Here is a 21,393-nt window from a genome sequence, read left to right as displayed (position 1 = left end):
ATGCCATCGCCCATAGGGGTTTGCTATTGCCCAGCCAGCCTTTGCCAGGTTGCGACCACTGAGTCGGGATTCAGGGAGATTGAGGAAATCCCCTCCTTGGCCAGCCACTCGGCAAAATCAGGGTGGTCGCTGGGACCCTGACCGCAAATGCCGATGTATTTGCCTTGAGCCTTGCAAGCGTTGATGGCTTGGCTGATAAGAGCCGTCACCGCAGGGTCGCGTTCATCAAAGTCAGCGGCCAGCAGCTCCAGACCGGAATCACGGTCAAGCCCCAAAGTGAGCTGAGTCAAATCGTTGGAGCCGATCGAGAAACCATCGAAGTACTGCAAAAACTCCGTCGCCAAAATAGCGTTGCTCGGAATTTCGCACATCATGATGATCTTGAGCCCGTTTTCACCCCTCTTGAGTCCGTGGGTGGCCAAAAGCTCGGTCACTTTCCTGGCCTGTCCCAGTGTTCGCACAAAAGGAACCATCACCTGGACATTGCTCAGGCCCATATCCTGTCGTACGCGTTTGAGCGCTTCGCACTCCATCGCAAACGCCTCGCCAAAATCGGCACTGACATAGCGCGCCGCGCCACGGAAACCGAGCATGGGATTCTCTTCCTCAGGCTCGTAACGGCTGCCACCAATCAGTTTTCGGTACTCATTGCTCTTGAAATCCGACAGACGCACAATGACCGGCTTGGGCCAGAACGCGGCAGCAATCGTGGCTACGCCTTCGGCCACCCGGTCCACATAAAAAGCCCGGGGAGAAGCATGGCCGCGCGCGACGGACTCGACCGCCTTCTTCAAATCTGCATCAATATTGGGGTAGTCCAGAATCGCCTTGGGATGCACGCCAATGTTGTTATTGATGATGAACTCCAGACGCGCCAGGCCAACACCCTCATTGGGGAGCTGGCAAAAGTCAAAAGCCAGCTGAGGATTGCCAACATTCATCATGATCTTGACGGCAATTTGAGGCATGGTCCCACGCTGCACCTCGGTGACTTCGGTTTCAAGCAAACCGTCATAAATCAAGCCAGTGTCACCCTCGGCGCAGCTCACGGTCACCAACATGCCGTCTTTGAGAACCTCGCTCGCATGGCCACAACCCACCACAGCGGGAATACCCAGTTCGCGCGCAATGATGGCAGCATGGCAGGTACGCCCGCCGCGGTTGGTCACAATCGCGGAGGCCCGCTTCATCACCGGCTCCCAATTGGGATCGGTCATGTCGGTCACGAGCACGTCACCGGGCTGGACCTTATCCATCTCGCTGATGTTGTGCACGATGCGGACCGGACCGGTACCAATTTTCTGGCCGATCGCGCGCCCTTCGACGATCACCGCACTCTTGCCCTTGAGTTTGTAGCGGTATTCAACCTTGCCCGCAGCCTGACTCTTCACCGTCTCCGGGCGAGCCTGCAGAATATAAAGTTCACCGTCCAGGCCATCTTTACCCCATTCAATGTCCATGGCTCGACCATAGTGCTGCTCAATCACCAAGGCATAAGAAGCCAGCTTCTCGACATCGGCATCGGTCAGTGAATACCGATTACGCAACTCAGTCGGGACATCGGTTGTCTTCACCAACTTGCCGCTGGCGGCCTTTTCTTCGGCTGTCGTGAACTGCATCTGGATCAACTTGGAGCCCAGACTGCGACGAATCACCGCCCGTTTGCCTGCCTTGAGCATTGGCTTGTGCACATAAAACTCATCCGGATTCACCGCGCCCTGCACAACGGTCTCACCCAGGCCGTAACTGGAGGTGATGAACACGACGTCTTCAAAACCCGACTCGGTGTCAATGGTGAACATGACGCCCGCAGCACCCAAATCGGAGCGCACCATGCGCTGAATGCCAGCACTCAAGGCAACATGTTCATGGGCAAAGCCTTTGTGCACACGGTAACTGATGGCTCGGTCGTTGTACAGGGAAGCGAACACCTCCCTGATTTTGTGAAGAATTTCCTCGATGCCAACCACATTCAGGAAGGTCTCCTGCTGCCCGGCAAATGAAGCATCCGGCAAATCTTCCGCAGTGGCGGACGAACGAACGGCAAACGAAGCCTGCGGGTTGCCGGCACTCAAGGTGGCAAAAGCACCGCGAATCGCCTGTTCAAGATCAGCGGGAAAAGGCTGTACCTCAACCAGCGCGCGAATCTCGGCCCCAACCTGCGCCAGAACCCTCACGTCTTCGGTATCCAGCGCACTGAGCTTGGCATTGATCCTGCCACCGAGGTCCTCGAAGGCGAGGAAATCACGGAAGGCGTGGGCCGTCGTCGCAAAACCGGTGGGTACTTTGACGCCCGAAGGCAAATGTGAAATCATTTCGCCGAGGCTGGCGTTTTTACCGCCAACCGCCTCAACATCAGTCATTCTCAGATTTTCAAACGGTACGACCAGATCGGTCGGATTGAAAAGTGCAGACATGGGACATAGCTCCAGAAGTTAAAAGCGGTTCAATACATGAAGCCAAGCAGTCTGGTGCCGCACAGCTTCAGCCGTGAAAGCAATCTGGCGAATCGTTGTTGTTCTTGTCGGCCAGTGCAATGCACGAAAAAATTCGGTTAGATTGTTGCCATTGTAGGCCGCGAACCGGCCCACAATTCAGGTCGTCCTTGCAGAATGCTGAAAGCCAACCGAGCCATTACCTACCATGCCCAACAGAACTGTATTCTTTATTTCCGACGGTACCGGCATCACCGCGGAAACCTTTGGCAACGCCATCCTGGCCCAGTTTGAGGTTAAATCCCGCCATGTCCGCCTGCCCTTCATTGACTCTGTCGACAAGGCCCACCAGGCCGTGCGACAAATCAACCACGCGGGTACGGTGGACGGCAAGCGCCCCATTGTGTTCACGACCCTGGTCAACATGGAGGTGCTCAAGGTCATCACCGACGGCTGTCAGGGACTGCTGCTGGACATGTTCGGCACCTTCGTGCACCCGCTTGAAACCGAGCTCAAGCTCAAATCCCATCACCGCGTGGGTCGTTTCAGCGATGCCAGCAAGAGCAAGGAATACCAGTCGCGCATCGAAGCCATCAACTTCTCCCTGGCACATGATGACGGGCAATCGCACCGCGACCTTGAACATTCGGATGTCATTCTGGTTGGCGTCAGCCGGAGCGGGAAAACACCGACGTCGCTGTATCTGGCGATGCAATATGGACTCAAGGCGTCCAACTACCCCCTGATTCCAGAGGACTTTGAACGGCGTCATTTGCCGCCAGCCCTCAAGCCCCATCAGAACAAGATCTTCGGACTGACGATTCAACCCGAACGCTTGAGCGAGATCCGGAACGAACGCCGGCCCAACTCGGTTTATGCGTCCCTGGAAAATTGCCGCATGGAGGTCAGTGAAGCCGAATCGATGATGCGCCGGGCCGGCATCCGATGGCTGTCGACCACAACCAAGTCTATCGAAGAGATCGCCACCACGATTCTTCAGGAAATCAGACCTGAACGGCTTACTTATTGATTTGCATCAAGTCGACCCCCGACACACCACCAATCTTATTGAGAATCATTGCTATTAAGCCGAGTTTTGCCTATACTGTGAGCGGCTGGTCGGCGCTCATTCGGGTGTCGTAACGTCATTCCTTTCTCATTGCTCATGCCTCACACCTCATTGAAGGCCGCCGCTCGGCCTGTAGCCCGCCGCACACTTGACCAAATGGCCGCCAACAGCAGCACCGCCGTTGTCAGTTTGAGCGAGCCCTTGGGCACTGGCGATGATGCGGCTGTCACCCGGCGACTTGGTGAATTGGGCTTTTTGCCCGGCGAGATCGTGACGGTTTTGCGGCGTGGCCCTGGCGGACGCGACCCCATTGCGGTTCAAATCGGTGAAACCGTTTTTGCACTGCGAAGCCTTGAGGCCTCGTGCATCGAGGTCAGTGATCGCGTCCCGACGACTCATTCATGAGCAAAATACCAGACACAGTGCTCCAGCAACCCGCATGCGTCGCACTGGTCGGCAATCCTAATTGCGGCAAAACTGCCCTGTTCAACCTGCTGACGGGGGCCCATCAGAAGGTGGCCAATTACGCAGGCGTCACGATCGAGCGAAAGCAAGGGAGCGTCCAGCTGCCAGACGGCACCCCTCTGGCGATCGTGGATTTGCCGGGCACCTACAGCCTGAACCCCACCACCGCCGACGAAATGGTGACCTGCGATGTGCTGATGGGGCGACGTCCGGGTGAAGTAATGCCCGATGCGATCATTGCCGTGGTGGATGCCACCAACTTGCGCATGAACCTGCGGCTGGTGCTGCAGCTCCTGACACTCGGTCGCCCTATCGTGGTGGCCTTGAACATGATGGATGTGGCACGCAGGAACGGACTCAAGATTGATGTATCCAGGCTCTCGGCCGAACTCAATTTGCCGGTCGTGGAGACCGTTGCCGTCGACAACAGCCTGTTGGGCAACTGGCTGTTGCGCCGGGCCGGCCATGTCGTGGAAAACGGACGGGATGCCCTCCTGGAAGCTACCCAGAATGCACTGCAAAGCGATGCTTTGACAAAAGCAGGGCGGCAAGTTTCACACCAGGCGCTGCCTGATCAACTGAATCTTCAACGGCAAGTCAATCAGATCCTGGCCGTTTCGGTCCCCCTGGCACCCAAAATTCAACGCTTCAACCACCGTATCGATACCGTGGTGATGCACCCTGTCTGGGGCCTGGTACTTCTGGCGGCCCTGTTGCTGCTGGTTTTCCAGGCTGTTTTCTCCTGGGCCAATCTGCCCATGGACATGATCAAGGCAATGGTTGCGGCTGTTGGCGATTTCGTCCGGGTCCATATGCCGCCAGGCATGTTGCAAAGCCTGCTGGTCGATGGCGTGGTGGCGGGACTGGGGGGCGTGGTGGTATTTCTGCCACAAATCCTGATCCTGTTCTTCTTCATCCTCATCCTGGAAGATTCCGGCTACCTGCCACGTGCTGCATTTTTGCTGGACAACGTCATGGGCAAGGTCGGCTTGTCGGGGCGGGCCTTCATTCCCCTTCTGTCCAGCTTTGCCTGCGCCATTCCCGGCATCATGGCCACCCGCACCATCCCCAACTGGCGGGATCGTCTGGCCACGATCATGGTCGCCCCGCTGATGACCTGTTCGGCGCGATTACCCTTGTATGCCTTGCTGATCGGCGCCTTTGTGCCGCGGCGCGATGTGGGCCCCTTCAACCTGCAAGGGCTGACCCTGTTTGGCCTGTACGCCGCCGGCATCCTATCGGCCATGGCAGTCGCCTGGGTCTTCAAGCGCACCTGGATGAAAAGCAGTTACCAGCCGCTGATGCTGGAGTTGCCCCCCTACCGGATGCCCAACCTGCGCAACCTCCTGCTCGGGCTTTGGCAGCGCGCAGGCATATTCCTGCAGCGCGTGGGCACGATCATTTTTGCGGTGATGGTGCTTTTGTGGTTTCTGGCGACTTTTCCAGGTCCGCCCGACGGAGCCACGGGGGCCGCCATCCAGTACAGCTTTGCCGGCATGCTGGGGCACGCGCTGGAGGTGGTGTTTGCACCCATTGGATTCAACTGGCAGATCTCCATCGCACTGGTGCCCGGCATGGCGGCACGCGAAGTTGCCGTGGGGGCGCTGGGTACGGTCTACGCCCTGTCGGCCACGGGTGAAGAAACCGCAAACGCCCTGAGCCCCATCATTGCGCAGGGTTGGTCGCTTGCAACCGCCTACGCCCTGCTGGCGTGGTACGTCTTTGCGCCGCAATGTATTTCGACCCTGGTCATTGTGAAACGTGAAACCAATTCCTGGCGCTACCCGGCCTTGATGGCCGCCTATCTATTTGCCCTGGCCTATGTGGCGTCGTTCATCACCTTTCGCGTTGTGACTGCGATCACCCTGAATTGAACACCATGAACACTCATTTCTTGTATGAGGTTTTCCAACTCCTGACGGTGTCGGCGCTGGTTGCGGGCTGTGCGGTGTATTGTCTGCTTACGCTGGCACCTCAAAAGCTCCAACAGGCGTTGAAGCAGGTCTTGCTGCGTTTTCCAGTGCCTGCTTTTGTCGCCACAAAGTTGCGGCAAACCGCCAGCGCCTGTGGTTCACACTGCAGCGGCTGCTCGTCGGGCGCTGCCACGCCACAAACTGTGAAGTGGCATCCGCGCAAGCGTTGAGCTCCAGCAGCTACAGCACCACCCAATGGTTGTCCAGCACCATCGCACCGGGCCATTTCAGGAAACCAGGCGCCATCGTCGGATGCCAGCGCCCCACACCACGGGCCGCACCCAGCAAAACCCCCTGCGACTGTGGTCCGGTCTGCGTGGGCGACAGGGCGCATACGTCCTGTAACTGAGCCACCGCGATCAGATCGGCGGGCGCTGCGGGGCGCCACTGCACAGCCATGTTGGCGCGCTGGCAACTGATCACGAAACCGCCTTCCGGTCCTGCCGCAATGTCGCCGGCATAGCCACTGCCCGCCGCCACGGCGGTGGGGGTCAGCAACTTCTCGCCATCCCACACCGCCAGCACGGTGGCTGCCCGGCGTTGCATCAGATCATCATGTTCGGCCTGCAAGGCAATGCCCAGCAAGGGTTTGCCTTGCCCCTGCGCAGCGCCAGTGGCATCCGGATGGCTCCAGGCCAGATGGCGCAGGCTTAAACGCGAGTCCTTTAAGCGCCATTGCCCCAGGCGCTCACCGGTCGTTGGATTCAGACGGACCAAGGACGAATCCATCAAATGCAGATCGCGCTTTTTGTCCCCTTCCGCCCGGAGAATGCCGCCGTTGGCCACCACCAGCGCGCCTGATGCATCAAGCAGGAGTTGGTGTGGTTCCGCACCGTGCGTGCGCCATTCAGCCACTTTGCGCAGACTGCGCCGTTCGCGCACACCGATCCAGCCCTGGCCGGATTGCGGGTTGGTCTCGGCGGTGTACAGCCATTCACCATCCGCGCTGGCACACACATGACCATCCAGACTGCGCCCTTCAGCTTCGCTGTCCATTCGGTGCCATTGCACTACCTGCCCCCTCGGATCGCAGCGCAACAGCCATTTGCCCGGCCGACTGGCCACCGCCACAAAGCCGCCACCGGGCTCCGCCAACAGACCGTGGGCTCGGGTAGGCACAGACACAGCCGCTTTCACTTCGACCAAACCAGCAGCCCAATCGGCTCGCAGCAAACCTACGAAATCACCTGGAACGCCAACACTGCTGCGCCAGGCTGCCGCCAGTACAAAGACGGGAGGTGAGTCCGTTGATTCAGCCAGACCCGACATCTGCGCCGCAGCAAGACCGGGCATCAGTGATGCAGCCAGCGCAACCGAGGCCTGCTCCAGGAAACAACGTTTATTCATCATGGCAATCAAAGTTTATTTGTAATGCTATTGTAAATGGTAACGATTCGCATTTATACTTGAACCATCTTAATTATTCAGGCAGCCACACCGCGCACTCTTTGGACGTTTGCGGATTCAGCCAGCCTTTACTGAACCCGATTTTCACCATGTCCAAACGCTCCAAAATTCAGAGAAAACAGGCCATAGCCCTCACATCCAATGCACAGCCTGTTATGAAAACGATAGCTAAGTCATCATCCCTTCTGCCCCTGGGCGCCATTCTTCTGGCAAGCTCCATGAACGCTCTGGCGCAGCAACCTGCCACCGAATCCGAGAAAGCCTTGAAGCCCGTTGTTGTGAAAGAAAAGGCCGAGGAACCCGAGGGCAAAGACGCTCTGCGGGCCACAACAAGCACCATCGGCAAGGGCAAACAGGCGCTGCGTGACATTCCCCAGTCGGTCACCGTGGTCACGGAAAAACTGATTGACGACCGCAACCTGGACACCGTCAAGGAGGCGCTGAAAAACACCAGCGGCATCTCTTTCCTGGCGGCAGAAGGCGGCGAAGAAGACATTCGCCTGCGGGGCTTCTCGCTTCAAGCCACGGGCGATGTGTTCATCGACGGCATGCGCGACCCCGCGTTTTACGAACGCGACACCTTCAACCTGGACCGCCTTGAGGTGTTGCGCGGTTCGGCCTCCATGCTGTTTGGTCGCGGCTCCACGGGCGGTGCGGTCAATCAGGTCAGCAAACAACCCCGCGCGATTGATGAGAGCGAGATTTCCACCACCATTGGCTCGCACAACTACCGCCGAGTCACCGGGGACTTCAACATCCGGACGGGTGAGAACGCGGCACTGCGCATCAACGCCATGGTTACCAAGGCCGACAACAACGGCGCAGGCAGCAGCCTGGACAAGAAAGGCATTGCCGCCACCTACCGCTTTGGCATCGGCACGGCGGACGAGTTCTCGGTGGGCATATATGACCTGCAAAACAACAACGGCATGAACTACGGCATGCCTTGGATCCGGCCCACCTCCGGCTCCCCGGTGTCAGACACGACACTGATCAATAAACTCGATCCCAGTGCCTACTACGGCATGGCCAGTGACTACAACAAAGGCAGCGCGCAGCACGTGAGCGCCAGCCACACACATCGCTTTCAGGACGACAGCGAACTGAAAACATCCATTCGCAAAGGCTCCTATGTGCGTGACCAGCGGGCAGGCACGGTTCGTCTGGCCGCCGGCACCAGCCTGGCCAACTTCTCTGACGCCACGGCGCTGACCCGCGGCACGCAACTGAAAATCCAGGACATGGACACGCTGTACCTACAAACCGATTACAGCGCCAAATTCAAGGCACTGGGGGTACAGCATGAGTTGCTGGCCGGCGCAGACTTCGCCGAGGAAAAGCGCAAGGTGTACGGCGCTCGCACCGCAGCACAAGGCGGCGTCAACCTGACCAAGCCCAATACCACCGCCGGCACCCCGGATGACGGCGCATTCATCAATGAGGCGTCCCGCGTACTGCGCCAGACCAACCAGTTCGACTCCACCGGCTACGGCCTGTACGCGCAAGACCTGGTCCAGGTAGCGCCTCACTGGAAATTGCTTGCAGGCCTTCGCTATGACAACCTGACAGGCGACTACAGCACTTTCGCCATTCCCAACAACGCGGCGGGCCCCGTTACCACCACCAGTTATTCGATGAAGGTGTCGGAAGTCAGCAAACGGGTGGGCGTTCTGTACCAGCCCAACGCGCTGCACTCGTACCACTTCTCGGCGGCGACCTCGTTCAACACCTCGGGTGAAGCGTACTCACTCAGCGCCAATAACCAGGACATCCCGCCGGAACAAAGCATCAACCTGGAGCTGGGCGCCAAGCTCGACTCCAGCGACAAACGCTTCACCACCCGTCTGGCACTGTTTCGCTCGACCAAGCTGCATGAGCGCAACACCGACCCCCTGGTCAATCTGGTCACACTTTCGGGCAAGCGCCATGTGGCCGGTTTTGAAATCGATGTGGCGGGCAAACTCACTGCACAGTGGGAGATCTACGGCTCCTACATGTGGATACCAGAGGCCAACATCGACATCGGCGTAGCCGGCTCCGAGGGCCAGGGCACACGCCCTTCGCTCACCCCCGAGCACAGCGGCACCGTCTGGAACACCTACCAGATTACATCGCAATGGCGCGTGGGCCTGGGTGTGAACTTTCGCGGGGAGCAAACTCCGATTCGCAACCCTGGCTGGACGGTAGACAGCTATGTGACTGCAGACTTGATGGCCGAATACAAGATCAACGAAACTTTCACACTCAAAGGCAATGTGAGCAACATCACCAACAAGCTCTATGCGGATGCGCTGTACACAGGCCACTACATTCCCGGTGCTGGCCGCACAGTGCAAATGACCCTCAACGCCAGGTTTTAAATTTTCAAGCCACAGCCATGCTGCTCCATATTCCCGACATTCTGACGACCGATCAAGTGCGCCACGCCCAAAACCTGCTGGCCCAGGCGCCCTGGGGTGATGGGCGACCGGGTGCGGGCGTGCAGGCGGCACAGGTCAAGAACAACGAGCAGTTGCCGCACGATTGCGACGCTGCCTGTGAAATCCGCAGCATGGTCCTGCGCGGGCTGGACCAATGCCCCTTGTTCTTCTCTGCCGCTTTGCCCAAGCGCGTGTTCCCGCCACGCCTCAACCGCTACGGAGGGAGCAGCAATTACTATGGCAACCATATCGATGGTGCTGTACGGTATTTGCCAGACAGCGGCCAGCGAGTGCGCACGGATGTGTCATGCACGGTGTTTCTGTCAGACCCTGCCGACTACGAGGGTGGCGAGCTGTGTATTGCAGACACTTACGGCGAACAGGCCGTCAAACTGCCGGCAGGGCATATGGTCTTGTATCCTGGAACCAGCCTGCACCAGGTCAAGCCTGTGACGCGCGGCTATCGACTGGCGTGTTTTTTCTGGGTGGAAAGCATGGTTCGCAGCGACGAACAACGGCGTTTGCTGTATGAGCTGGACATGAACCTGCTTGGCCTGCGCGAACGCCACGGTGAAACGACCGAGACCACCGGCCTGACCGGGAGCTACCACAACCTGCTGCGCATGTGGGCCGACACATGAGTGCCGCCATGAAACCCGAAGCCGCAAGCCTCTAAACTATGAGCTTACTTGAGCCCCCTCCACTCCTCTCCGGCATGAACCGCAACGCCATCATCGCCCTCAGCGTCGTGGTTTTCCACATCCTCGCTTTATGGGCCCTTCAAACCGGACTGCTGCGTCGGGCCGTCGAGCTGGTGGTACCGGCTGAAATCCTGAGCGAATTCATCGAGCCACCTGCACCCAAGGTCCTGCCAGCTCCCCCGGCACCGCCTGCGCCCGTGAAACAAGCCGTGACCAAAACACCGGTTCCCGTTCAGGCCGTAGCGCCCCAGCCCCTGGCCATTGCAGACACCACGCCAGCGCCCAACGCCCCGACCGGGGTCACCGCCCCGCAACCCGCGGCCCCTGCTCTTGCAGCCCCCGTAGCGCTGGCTCCACCCGCGCCAGCACGGGTGGAACTGCCTTCCAGCGATGCCGATTACCTGCAAAACCCCAAGCCACCCTACCCGCCACTGAGCAAGCGCCTGGGCGAGCAGGGCAAGGTGGTGGTGCGTGTACTCATTGGCATCGATGGTGTAGCGCAGAAAGCAGAAATCAAGCAATCCAGCGGGTTTGACCGGCTGGATCAGGCCGCCTTGAGCACCGTACTGCGCTGGCGCTACCTCCCTGGCAAGCGGGCCGGCATCCCTGAAGCCATGTGGTTCAGCGTGCCCATCAACTTCGTACTCGAATAGTTTTCATTTTTTATCCGGAGAATTCATGAACTCACAACTTGGTTTGATCAATGTGTGGACCCAGGGCGACTGGGTTACCAAAACCGTGGCACTGGTACTGATCACCATGTCACTGGCTTCCTGGATGGTCATCATCATCAAGGCGCTGGACATCCTGAAATACAAGAAGCTTGCGGGCAGCGCCGAAGACTTCTGGCACAGCGAAGACTTCGCGATGGGCCTGGCAAAACTCGGCGGGGACGAGAGCAACCCGTTCCGTCAATTGGCACTGGCTGGGCGTGAAGCCACAGCCCACCACCGCAACACCAAAGTGCAGTTGCACGACACGCTGGACGCCAGCGACTGGATCACGCGCAGCCTGCGAAATTCGATCGACGACAGCACCGCGCGCCTGCAGGCCGGTCTGGCTGTGCTGGCCTCAGTAGGTTCGACAGCGCCTTTTGTGGGGCTGTTCGGCACTGTCTGGGGCATCTACCACGCCCTGCTTGGCATTGGCGCCGCAGGACAGGCGACCATCGACAAGGTGGCGGGCCCCATCGGTGAAGCGCTCATCATGACGGCACTGGGCCTGGCCGTGGCCATCCCGGCCGTGCTGGGCTACAACGCGCTGGTGCGGGGCAACAAGTCGATCCTGACCAAGCTCAACCGCTTCGCGCACGATCTGCATGCGTACTTTGTCACCGGTGCCCGCGTGGGCAACGGCGATGGCAAAGTCGTTCCGATGAAAAAAGCCTGAGGAGAAGATCATGGCTTTTGGAACACAGGACGAACCCGATGAGGTGATGAACGAGATCAACATGACACCGCTGGTGGATGTCATGCTGGTGCTGCTCATCATTTTCATCATCACCGTGCCGGTGATGAAGCACGCCGTCAACGTGGACTTGCCACGTGCCACCAACCAGGTGCAGGACGTCAAGCCGCAAACCATCCGCCTGAGTGTGGATGCAACAGGCAGCTACTACTGGAATGAATCGCGCGTGGAAGACGCCAGCCTGCCTGAAATGCTGCAGGCCGAGGCTGCGAAAAATCCGCAACCCGATTTGCACATCCGGGGCGACAAGGATGTGCGCTACGAGCGTGTGGCGCAAGCCATGGCCGCAGCGCAGCGGGCGGGGATCAAAAAAATCGGGTTTATCACCGAGCCCAAGAACTGAGTTCCTGGGTAGCGCTCTGGTCTGTCCGGCAGGACATCGCATGTTTTGCTGCACCATAGCTTTTCTCAATGAATAGCTTTGAAATATTAATTAAAATTTTTAATAGTCAAAGGCTATAATTTGTGCAGCGCAACAGAAAACATTGCCTAATTTTATTAACCTGACGGAGATCCACATGTCCCTTATCAACACCCAAGTCGTGCCTTTCAAGAACGAAGCGTTCCACAATGGCAAGTTCGTCACCGTGACCAACGAAACCCTCAAGGGCAAATGGAACGTGTTCATTTTCATGCCAGCGGCCTTCACTTTCAACTGCCCAACCGAAGTGGAAGATGCAGCGGACAACTATGCCGAGTTCCAAAAAGCGGGGGCCGAAGTCTATATCGTGACGACCGACACCCACTTCGCGCACAAGGTGTGGCATGAGACATCTCCTGCCGTGGGCAAGGCCAAGTTTCCGCTGATCGGTGACCCCACCCACGCGCTGACCCGCGGTTTTGGCGTGCACATTGACGAAGAAGGCCTGGCGCTGCGCGGCACCTTCATCATCAATCCCGAAGGCTCGATCAAAACACTAGAAATTCATGACAACGCGATTGCCCGTGACGTCAAGGAAACCCTGCGCAAGCTGAAGGCGGCTCAATACGTTGCCAACAACCCAGGTCAAGTGTGCCCCGCCAAGTGGAACGAAGGCGCCAAGACGATCACGCCTTCCCTGGATCTGGTTGGCAAGATCTAAGCTTTCTCCGCGAGACAGCCGAGCGCCTGGCGCTCGATAGCCGGACAGCATCAGGGTGCATAGCGCCCCGTGGTCCGGCTTTTTTATTCGCAAAATCAGGCTCTGGCCCCCATATTGACTGCCAGGATAGCTATCAAATTTGAAGCAAAAGGACTCCATCATGCTCGACGAAACACTCAAAACCCAGCTTGCGGCTTACCTGGAACGCGTGACGCTGCCGATCGACATGGTGGCGACTTTGGACGACAGCAACACCGCCGCCGAGATGCGCGATTTGCTGCAGACCATACAGAACTTGCGCAGCGACAAAATCACCTTGCAGACCCATGGTACCGACGCCCGCAAGCCATCTTTCACCCTGCAGCGTGCGGGCACGACCACCAGTCTGCGCTTTGCAGGCTTGCCGCTGGGCCATGAATTCACCTCCCTGGTGCTGGCCCTGCTATGGAGCGGCGGCCACCCGCCCAAGGTGGAGCCTGAAGTCATCGAGGCCATCAAGGCACTGGACGGCGACTTCAATTTTGAGGTTTACATGTCCCTGAGCTGCCACAACTGTCCGGACGTGGTGCAGGCCCTGAGCCTGATGGCCATCCTGAACCCGAAGGTCAAGACCACAGTCATTGAAGGCGGCGCCTTCCAGGACGAGGTCACTGCCCGCGAAATCATGGCCGTGCCCATGGTGTTTCTCAATGGTCAGGTATTTGGCTCCGGCCGGATGCTGGTGGAAGAAATTGTGGCCAAGCTCGATACCGGCGCTGCAAGTCGCGATGCAGCCAAGCTCAGCGCCAAAGATCCCTATGAAGTGTTGATCGTCGGTGGCGGTCCTGCCGGCGCTGCAGCCGCAGTGTATGCAGCCCGCAAGGGCATTCGCACCGGCGTGGTGGCCGAGCGCTTTGGCGGTCAGACCAACGACACCATGGCCATCGAGAACTACATTTCGGTGCTGGAAACCGATGGCCCCAAGTTCGCTGCCGCACTGGAAGCCCAGGTGCGGCACTATGCCGTCGAGATCATGAACCTGCAACGGGCTGACAAGCTCATACCTGCCACAGAGCCGGGCGGTCTGGTTCAAATTCAACTGGCCAATGGCGGTGTGCTGAAAAGCCGCAGCGTCATCCTGTCCACCGGCGCACGCTGGCGCAATGTGAATGTGCCTGGTGAAGACCAGTACCGCAACAAAGGCGTGGCCTACTGCCCGCACTGCGACGGCCCTTTGTTCAAGGGCAAACGCGTCTCGGTCATTGGCGGTGGCAACTCGGGCGTCGAAGCCGCCATTGACCTGGCTGGCATCGTGGCCCACGTCACGCTGGTGGAGTTTGCCGACCAACTCAAGGCCGACGCCGTACTGGTCACCAAGCTCAAGAGCCTGAACAATGTAAGCATCCACACCCATGCGCAGACCACCGAGATCACCGGCGACGGCCAGAAGGTGAATGGCCTGAGCTACAGGGACCGCGCTACCGGCGAGATGCACCATGTGGCGCTCGAAGGGGTGTTTGTGCAGATTGGCCTCGTACCCAACACGGAGTGGCTCAAGGGTACGCTGGAGTTGAGCAAATACGGCGAAATCGTGGTGGATGCCAAAGGGCACACCAACCTGCCCGGCGTCTTTGCCGCAGGTGACGTGACCACCGTGCCTTACAAGCAGATCGTGATTGCCGCCGGTGACGGAGCCAAGGCGGCCCTGAGTGCGTTTGACTACCTCATTCGCACGCCAGCGCCGGTGGTGATGCCTCGCTGAGATGTCTCAAAGGCCGATGGCAGCCATGCCGGCCCTGGCAATCTGGGCGTCTTCGCTGGACTTCACGCCACTGACGCCCACAGCGCCCAGGCACTGCCCGTCCTTCAGGATGGGAACACCCCCTTCAAGCATGCCCCGGATTTCCGGTGCGCTCAAAAAAGAGGTGCGTCCGCCATTGATGACGTCTTCATACACCTTGGTTTCGCGGCGGCCGAGCGCAGCGGTATGGGCTTTGGCGGGTGCAATGTGGGCCGAAACCGGTGGCGCACCGTCCAGACGCTGCAGCCACAGCAAATGACCGCCGTCGTCGACGATGGCAATGGTGACTGCCCAGTTGTTTTTCAGGGCTTCGGCTTCTGCCGCCGCCGCCATGGCCTTCACATCAGACAGCTCAAGATTGAATTTGCTTTTCATGGGGTTCGCCTTTGTTTGGAGGAAGAATCGAGCATAACGGCTGCCGGCGGCGGCTTTGCCCTCATTGCGGGTGAAAGTATCCTTACAAAAAATAGGAACCCGCCTGGAAGGTTTTTGCCGCCCGCCCTTGATTCACCCTAGAATCCACCCCATCTGCACCATGCAGACATTGAAGGAGTTTGACCATGACTGACAGCGTTCAATCCATTGACCATGGCTATGGCTATGCGGCCTCGGCCGAACAGCGCAACAAAGTGCTGCGCAATACCTATTGGCTGCTGGCCCTGAGCCTGATCCCCACCGTGTTGGGTGCATGGCTGGGTGTGGCCACCGGCATTACCCGCTCCATGGGTGGCGGCTTGGGCCTGATTGTGTTCCTGGGCGGCGCCTTCGGTTTCATGTACGCCATCCAGAAGACCAAGAATTCCGCAGCCGGCGTACCCGTCCTGCTGGGCTTTACCTTCTTCATGGGCTTGATGCTTTCGCGCATGATCGCCATGGTGCTGGGTTTCAAGAACGGTCCGGACCTGATCATGACGGCCTTTGGCGGCACAGCCGGTGTGTTTTTCGTGATGGCCAGCCTCTCCAGTGTCATCAAGCGCGACCTCTCCGGCATGGGCAAGTGGCTGTTCGTAGGCGCTATCGCCATCATGATCGGCGGCATCATCAATGTGTTTGTCGGCTCCACAGCGGGCATGATGGCCATTTCGGTGGCAGCCATTGGCGTGTTCAGCGCCTACATGCTGTATGACCTGAAGCAGATCGTGGATGGCGGCGAAACCAACTACATCAGTGCCACGCTGGCCTTGTACCTGGACATCATCAATGTATTCCAGAGCCTGCTGGCCTTGCTGGGCATCATGGGCGGCGAACGCGACTGACATTGCGTCATCATCCCTGGAAAAAGGACCTCTTCAGGTCCTTTTTCTTTGCTTAAGCCGGACCCACCCACACTCAATGCGGCGCACAATTGGCCGATAAAGACACTATTCCCCCTCTTACACCATGACCCTTCGCCTGTTGATCCCTGCTTTCGCCCTGTTGCTGGCTGGCTGCGATATCCCTGGCATGGGACCTGACCCCAAGATTGCGCAGCGCGAAGCGGAAGCCAAAGCGATCGGCGGTGCCTGCAGGCACGGTCTGCGCAGCATTGAAGATTGCTACACCCTGAATGAAGGCGCCTCCAAGGCCGACATGTTCATCGGCTGGAAGGAAATGGACCAGTACATGCGCGAAAACAAAATCGAAGGCGTTCGCGCCACGGTCGCACCTGTCGAGGAAATTATTGAAGACAAGAAGTCCAAAGCAAGCGTCAAGGACAAGGCATTGACCGAAACCAAGGAAAAGTCTTCCGAAGCCGAAGCCGAACCGGACTCCAAACTCAAACCCAAATCAAAAGTCACGGAGAAGCCAGCGGCCAAATCTGCCGAAAAACCGGCCGAAAAAGCCGCCACGCGCTGATTCAGGCCACCAGGTCAAACACCGCCATACTCTCCACATGCGCCGTGTGGGGGAACATGTTCACCACACCCGCAGACGCGCAACGATAGCCCGCCTGATGCACCAGCAGTTCCGCGTCACGCGCCAGCGTAGACGGATTGCAGCTTACATAAACAATCCGCTGGGGAGGACACCATTTCTCGGCGCCTGGCGTCGGCGGGTGTGCCACGGGATCCAGTTTCTGCTGATGCAGGTCTGCCAGTGCCTGAAACAGGGCAAACGCGCCTTCACGCGGCGGATCCACCAGCCATTTATCCGCCACACCATCCTGAATCAGCACCCCAGGGGTCATCTCAAAAAGGTTTCTAGCTACAAAACTCGTAGCACACAGTGCTTGATTGGCGTTGTCTTTAACCCGATTTTTTGTATAGTTTTCACGTGAACGTGCCACGAGGGCTTCACTGCCCTCGATACCCAAAACCTCGCGCGCCTGGGTCGCGATGGGCAGCGTGAAATTGCCCAGACCGCAGAACCAGTCAATCACACGCTCGGTCTTTTTGGCATCTAACAGTCGCAAGGATCGCGACACCAGAACGCGGTTGATATGCGGATTGACCTGCGTGAAATCCGTGGGTTTGAAGGGCATGTGGATGCCAAACTCCGGCAAGTCGTAACTCAACTCCTCACCCCCCTCATCCAGCAGGTGCACCGTCTCCAGTCCTTTGGGCTGCAACCACCATTGAACGCCCGTATGACGATGGGCAAATTCCCGCAGCAAGGCCAGATCCCCGGTGCTGAGCGGCTCCATATGGCGCAAAACCAGCGCAATGACCGTATCGCCGCAGGCCAGCTCGATCTGGGGACAGGTTTCAATCGCATCCATGGAGGTGATCAGCGCACGCAGAGGCATCAGCAAGTCGCTGACATGCGGCGGCAACACATGGCACTCCTTCATGTCAGCCACATAGCCGCTCTTGCGCTCATGAAAGCCCACCAACACCGCACCCTTCTTGCGCACATGGCGCACCGAAATCCGGGCGCGGTAGCGATAGCCCCATGCGGGACCTTCGATGGGACGCAGGATGTTGTCGGCCTTCACCTTGCCCAAGTGCCACAGATTGTCTTCCAGCACCCGCTGCTTGACGGCCACTTGCGCCCCGGTATGCAAATGCTGCATCTTGCAGCCGCCGCAAGCGCCTTCGTGCAGTCCAAAATGGGGGCAACCCGGCGTGACACGTTGCGACGACTCGCGGTGAATGGCGGTGACCACGCCCTGCTCCCAGTTGTTTTTCTTGCGGTGCACATTGGCACTCACCAACTCGAAAGGCAAAGCCCCCTTGATAAAAACCACCTTGCCGTCTGTCCGATGCGCCACGCCCTGGGCTTCCAGGTCCAGGGACTCCACCAACAGCCAGTCGGGCGGGAAATTTTCAGATTTTTTGATTTCGTCAGTCATGCCCCAATTGTCTTCGATCGGCCGGGAACTGTTCAGGGGTTCCTTATACTTGCGCGAGGGACAAAGCAGACCGCGCCAACGCGGCAATTCCTGAAACCCGGCGAAACTTCGCACCTTCGCAAACAGCATGCCCTTGAATGTGAACCCACAGCATTCCGTACAAGCCAGGATCACCTTTGGCGTACTCGCCATTTTCCTGGCCAGCCTCTGGTCCCTGTCCTACTATGCCAGCCAGGTGCTGCGCAGGGATATGCAGAGCGTACTGGGCGAGCAGCAGTTTTCAACCGTTTCCTTCATCGCCGCGAATATCAACGAACAACTCGGCGATCGCCTCAAGGCACTGCAAACCGTGTCCCAGACCATTGAGCCGGCGACACTGGCGAATGACGCCCGCATGCAAAAGACCCTGGAACAACTGCCGCTCCTTCAGAACCTGTTCAACGGTGGCGTGATCGCCTACCGCCTGGACGGCACGGCAATTGCAGAAGTTCCATTGGCTGCCAAACGGATTGGCGTCAACTACATGGACATTGACACCATTGCAGCCGCCCTGAAGGAGGGCCAATCAACATTCGGTCGCCCGGTGATCGGCAAAAAGTTGCTGGCGCCGGTATTCGGCATAACGGCCCCCATTCGCGATGCCCAGGGGAAGGTCATCGGCGCCCTGTCCGGGGTAACCAATCTGGGCAAGCCCAATTTTCTGGACCAACTCTCCAGCCAACGCTTTGGCACCAGTGGCGGCTACGTACTCCTCGCACCCCAATACCGTCTGGTGGTGACGGCCACAGACAAAAATCGCGTCATGCAACCGCTTCCAGCCCCGGGGATCAACCCGGCGGTAGACCGTTTCGTGAATGGTTACGAGGGGTATGCTGTCTACACCAACCCGCTTGGCGTCGAGGTTCTGGGGTCTGCCAAGAGCATGCCGATTTCGGACTGGAGCGTGGGCGCCACTCTGCCCACACAGGAGGCCTTTGCCCCGATTCGCGTCGTGCAGCAAAGTCTGATGCTGGCAACAGCCCTGCTGACCCTGCTGGCGGGCTTGCTGGCGTGGTGGCTGATCGGTCGGCAGCTCAAGCCCATGCTCGTCGCGTCCAAAATGTTGGCCAGCATGTCGGACTCGAATCAGCCCCTGCAGCCCTTGCCCATTAGCCGCAGAGATGAAATCGGGCAACTGATTGCGGCCTTCAATTCGCTTGCGGCCAAGCTTGTACAAAGGGAAGACGCACTGCGCGAAAGCGAGGAACGTTATCGCACGCTGGTTGAAAACTCCCCGGAGTCAATTGCCGTCCACGCAAACGGCACCATCATCTATGTCAACCCTGCCGCCATGGCCATGTTCGGTGCGGAGTCGCTACAGGTCTTGATCGGCACCCCCATCATCGACCGGATCCAGCCCGACTTTCGCGAATTCCAGCTGGCCCGAGTGGAGATCATTGCCAGCCACGGCATCACACTGCCGATGGCAGAGGTGCAACTTCTCAAAATGGATGGAACGGCGATTGATGCGGCCGTTCAAGGCAACCGAATCACCTACGATGGGTCGCCGGCGGTTCAAGTCACCATGCGCGACGTGACCGAACGCAAGCAAGCCGAAAGGGAACTGCGTATTGCAGCGATCGCTTTCGAGTGCCAGGAAGGCATCATCGTGATGGATGCCGACATGAAGATCCTGCGGGTGAACCAGGCATTCACAAAGATCACCGGTTACACCCAGGAGGACGCGCAAGGCATGACATCGGCGATCCTCAGATCAGACAAGCATCCAGGCGACTTCTATGAGGACATCTGGAATCAGACCAGGAACGCGGGATGCTGGCAAGGTGAAATGTGGCACCGTCGCAAAAATGGCGACGATTACCCGGAGCGGGTCACCATCACGGCCGTCAAGGACGAGGCTGGACGGGTTACGCATTTCGTCGGCAATCTCACCGATGCCACCAACACCCACCTGCAGGAACAGCAACGCCTGATCCACGAAAGTGCCCAACGCGATACGCTGGTGCGTGAAGTGCACCACCGCATCAAAAACAACCTCCAGGGCATTTTGGGCCTGTTGCGCCAGTTCGCAAGAAAATCACCCGAAATGACGGACACCATCAATCAGGCCATCGGTCAGATTCAAAGTATTTCCGTTATTCACGGTCTGCAAGGTCGCGCCGTGAAATCCTCGGTGCGACTCTGCGAACTGACCGGTGAAATTGCCAATGAGGTCCAGAACCTGTGGCAAACACCCGTCCATGTGGACATTCCATTGCAGTGGCTCCCTTGTGTGATCGACGAACGGGAGGCGGTACCCATCGCCCTGGTCCTCAATGAACTGATTCTGAACGCCGTCAAGCACGGCGGAAAGGCGCATGGTCAAGTCGGCATTACCATTCGAAAGGGCGAGCAGCCCGACATGGTTCAGATCAAAATTCACAACAAGGGGCAACTGGCAGCTGATGTACGACATTCCAATACACCGCACAGTGGTCTGCAGCTGGTTGCAGCGCTCATGCCACGCAGTGGGGCCAAGCTGTGCAGGCAACAGCAAGGCGAACGCGTTGTGACAGTGCTCGACCTGGAGCCACCCGTGCTTTCCCTTGATCAGGATCATTCTGTATGACGTCAGGCAACGCGCCTTTGGAAAGCCGGCAACTGCTGATCGTGGACGATGACCGCCTGGTGCTTTCTGTGATTGCCAGTGGCCTCACCGCTGCCGGTTACCGTGTCATAAGCGCAGAATCCTCGGAAGAAGCCGAAGCCTGGCTGGCCAGCGGCGAGCGTCCCGATCTGGCCATCATTGATGTGCGTATGCCTGGTCGGGCGGGCCTGCACCTTGCACAGCGCCTGCGCGAACTCGATCACATTCCGTACATCATGCTGAGTGCCTACAGTGACGCAAAGACCGTTGAAGCTGCGATTCACAATGGGGCCTTGGGATACGCCGTCAAACCATTGGATGTACCGCAGCTGGTGCCCGCCATCGAAGCCGCACTGGCACGCTCCAACGAAATGAAGGACTTGCGCACCACCCGGCAACAGTTGCAGGCCGCATTGGACAGTGAACGCAATATCAACCTTGCCGTGGGTATCACCATGATGCAACACCGCCTTAAACGCAGCGCGGCATTTGAGTTGCTGCGCACTTCGGCGCGCTCGCGCCGATGCAAGCTGACGGACTTGGCCTCCGAGGTTATCGAGGCTGCCGACAAATTGAATTTATGAGAGTTTTCGACAATTTTTTGATTTTCCGCAATAAAAGCGGTATAAATTGACTTGCGATAATTTACTTGGCAGCCCCTGACCCCGGCACCAGGTTTTTGAGGCCCTGAACACGC

The 21,393-nt window shown here is 58.3% G+C and carries 18 protein-coding genes and 1 pseudogene; 15 read left to right on the top strand and 4 right to left on the bottom strand.

All coding sequences use genetic code 11. The features are described from left to right. Window positions 1-23 precede the first annotated feature (23 nt). Complete coding sequence (ppsA, locus tag IV109_RS18305) at window positions 24-2,417, bottom strand: phosphoenolpyruvate synthase (RefSeq protein ID WP_296700266.1); 2,394 nt, start codon at window positions 2,415-2,417, stop codon at window positions 24-26. Between the two features lie 226 nt (window positions 2,418-2,643). On the opposite strand from ppsA, the gene IV109_RS18300 reads away from it, so the two are divergent. The 4 genes from IV109_RS18300 (at window position 2,644) to IV109_RS18285 (ending at window position 6,112) form a co-directional block, all read left to right on the top strand. Beyond that, the gene (locus tag IV109_RS18300; protein WP_296700264.1) at window positions 2,644-3,465 is read left to right on the top strand and encodes a pyruvate, water dikinase regulatory protein; all 822 of its coding nucleotides are present in this window, start codon (window positions 2,644-2,646) and stop codon (window positions 3,463-3,465) included. A 135-nt stretch (window positions 3,466-3,600) separates the two neighbouring features. Further along, the gene (locus tag IV109_RS18295; RefSeq protein WP_296700261.1) at window positions 3,601-3,909 is read left to right on the top strand and encodes a FeoA family protein; all 309 of its coding nucleotides are present in this window, start codon (window positions 3,601-3,603) and stop codon (window positions 3,907-3,909) included. Then, window positions 3,906-5,843 carry a ferrous iron transport protein B gene (gene feoB, locus IV109_RS18290; protein ID WP_296700258.1) on the top strand — a complete coding sequence of 646 codons (1,938 nt, stop codon included), beginning with the start codon at window positions 3,906-3,908 and terminating at the stop codon, window positions 5,841-5,843. The genes IV109_RS18295 and feoB overlap by 4 nt, the downstream gene beginning before the upstream one ends. Before the next feature lie 5 nt (window positions 5,844-5,848). Continuing rightward, the gene (locus IV109_RS18285) at window positions 5,849-6,112 is read left to right on the top strand and encodes a hypothetical protein (protein ID WP_296700254.1); all 264 of its coding nucleotides are present in this window, start codon (window positions 5,849-5,851) and stop codon (window positions 6,110-6,112) included. A gap of 10 nt (window positions 6,113-6,122) precedes the next feature. On the opposite strand, the gene IV109_RS18280 is transcribed toward IV109_RS18285, so the two are convergent. Beyond that, window positions 6,123-7,289 (bottom strand): DUF1513 domain-containing protein, encoded by a 1,167-nt coding sequence (locus IV109_RS18280; RefSeq protein ID WP_296700250.1) that lies wholly within the window; start codon window positions 7,287-7,289, stop codon window positions 6,123-6,125. 215 nt (window positions 7,290-7,504) lie between these two features. On the opposite strand from IV109_RS18280, the gene IV109_RS18275 reads away from it, so the two are divergent. The 7 genes from IV109_RS18275 (at window position 7,505) to ahpF (ending at window position 14,760) form a co-directional block, all read left to right on the top strand. After that, window positions 7,505-9,709 (top strand): TonB-dependent siderophore receptor, encoded by a 2,205-nt coding sequence (locus IV109_RS18275; RefSeq protein ID WP_296700247.1) that lies wholly within the window; start codon window positions 7,505-7,507, stop codon window positions 9,707-9,709. A gap of 17 nt (window positions 9,710-9,726) precedes the next feature. Beyond that, window positions 9,727-10,410, top strand: a complete 684-nt coding sequence (locus tag IV109_RS18270; protein ID WP_296700241.1) for a Fe2+-dependent dioxygenase — start codon at window positions 9,727-9,729, stop codon at window positions 10,408-10,410. Between the two features lie 38 nt (window positions 10,411-10,448). Further along, window positions 10,449-11,123: an energy transducer TonB gene (locus IV109_RS18265; RefSeq protein ID WP_296700238.1), complete on the top strand. Its 675-nt coding sequence runs from the start codon at window positions 10,449-10,451 to the stop codon at window positions 11,121-11,123. A 25-nt stretch (window positions 11,124-11,148) separates the two neighbouring features. After that, window positions 11,149-11,859, top strand: a complete 711-nt coding sequence (locus IV109_RS18260; RefSeq protein WP_296700231.1) for a MotA/TolQ/ExbB proton channel family protein — start codon at window positions 11,149-11,151, stop codon at window positions 11,857-11,859. Between the two features lie 10 nt (window positions 11,860-11,869). Beyond that, window positions 11,870-12,280, top strand: coding sequence for a biopolymer transporter ExbD (locus IV109_RS18255; RefSeq protein WP_296700229.1), 411 nt, complete (start codon window positions 11,870-11,872; stop codon window positions 12,278-12,280). A 175-nt stretch (window positions 12,281-12,455) separates the two neighbouring features. Next, window positions 12,456-13,019 (top strand): alkyl hydroperoxide reductase subunit C, encoded by a 564-nt coding sequence (gene ahpC / locus IV109_RS18250; RefSeq protein WP_296700226.1) that lies wholly within the window; start codon window positions 12,456-12,458, stop codon window positions 13,017-13,019. 160 nt (window positions 13,020-13,179) lie between these two features. Continuing rightward, window positions 13,180-14,760: an alkyl hydroperoxide reductase subunit F gene (ahpF, locus tag IV109_RS18245; protein ID WP_296700223.1), complete on the top strand. Its 1,581-nt coding sequence runs from the start codon at window positions 13,180-13,182 to the stop codon at window positions 14,758-14,760. A gap of 6 nt (window positions 14,761-14,766) precedes the next feature. Here the strand turns inward: ahpF and IV109_RS18240 are convergent, their stop codons facing one another. Then, entirely contained in the window at window positions 14,767-15,174 is a 408-nt protein-coding gene (locus IV109_RS18240; RefSeq protein ID WP_296700220.1) for a heme-binding protein, read from the bottom strand. Window positions 15,175-15,359: 185 nt separating this feature from the next. On the opposite strand from IV109_RS18240, the gene IV109_RS18235 reads away from it, so the two are divergent. Both IV109_RS18235 and IV109_RS18230 read left to right on the top strand, forming a co-directional pair. Further along, a complete protein-coding gene (locus IV109_RS18235) occupies window positions 15,360-16,055 on the top strand; it encodes a Bax inhibitor-1/YccA family protein (protein ID WP_296700215.1) in 696 nt (231 codons plus the stop codon). Between the two features lie 124 nt (window positions 16,056-16,179). Then, a pseudogene (locus IV109_RS18230) lies at window positions 16,180-16,425 on the top strand (hypothetical protein); the annotation flags it as partial. Window positions 16,426-16,636: 211 nt separating this feature from the next. On the opposite strand, the gene rlmD reads toward IV109_RS18230, so the two are convergent. Continuing rightward, window positions 16,637-18,070, bottom strand: coding sequence for a 23S rRNA (uracil(1939)-C(5))-methyltransferase RlmD (rlmD, locus tag IV109_RS18225; protein ID WP_296700212.1), 1,434 nt, complete (start codon window positions 18,068-18,070; stop codon window positions 16,637-16,639). 139 nt (window positions 18,071-18,209) lie between these two features. On the opposite strand from rlmD, the gene IV109_RS18220 reads away from it, so the two are divergent. Both IV109_RS18220 and IV109_RS18215 read left to right on the top strand, forming a co-directional pair. After that, window positions 18,210-20,678 carry a PAS domain S-box protein gene (locus IV109_RS18220; RefSeq protein WP_296700209.1) on the top strand — a complete coding sequence of 823 codons (2,469 nt, stop codon included), beginning with the start codon at window positions 18,210-18,212 and terminating at the stop codon, window positions 20,676-20,678. After that, window positions 20,675-21,280, top strand: a complete 606-nt coding sequence (locus tag IV109_RS18215; protein ID WP_296700205.1) for a response regulator — start codon at window positions 20,675-20,677, stop codon at window positions 21,278-21,280. Before IV109_RS18220 ends, IV109_RS18215 begins: the two co-directional genes overlap by 4 nt. The last annotated feature ends 113 nt before the right edge of the window (window positions 21,281-21,393 follow it).

This window comes from Rhodoferax sp., assembly GCF_018780565.1.
Lineage (GTDB): Bacteria > Pseudomonadota > Gammaproteobacteria > Burkholderiales > Burkholderiaceae_C > Rhodoferax.
The sequence above is the reverse complement of the archived record's forward strand: the minus strand, read 5'-3'. Positions and strand labels throughout refer to the sequence as shown.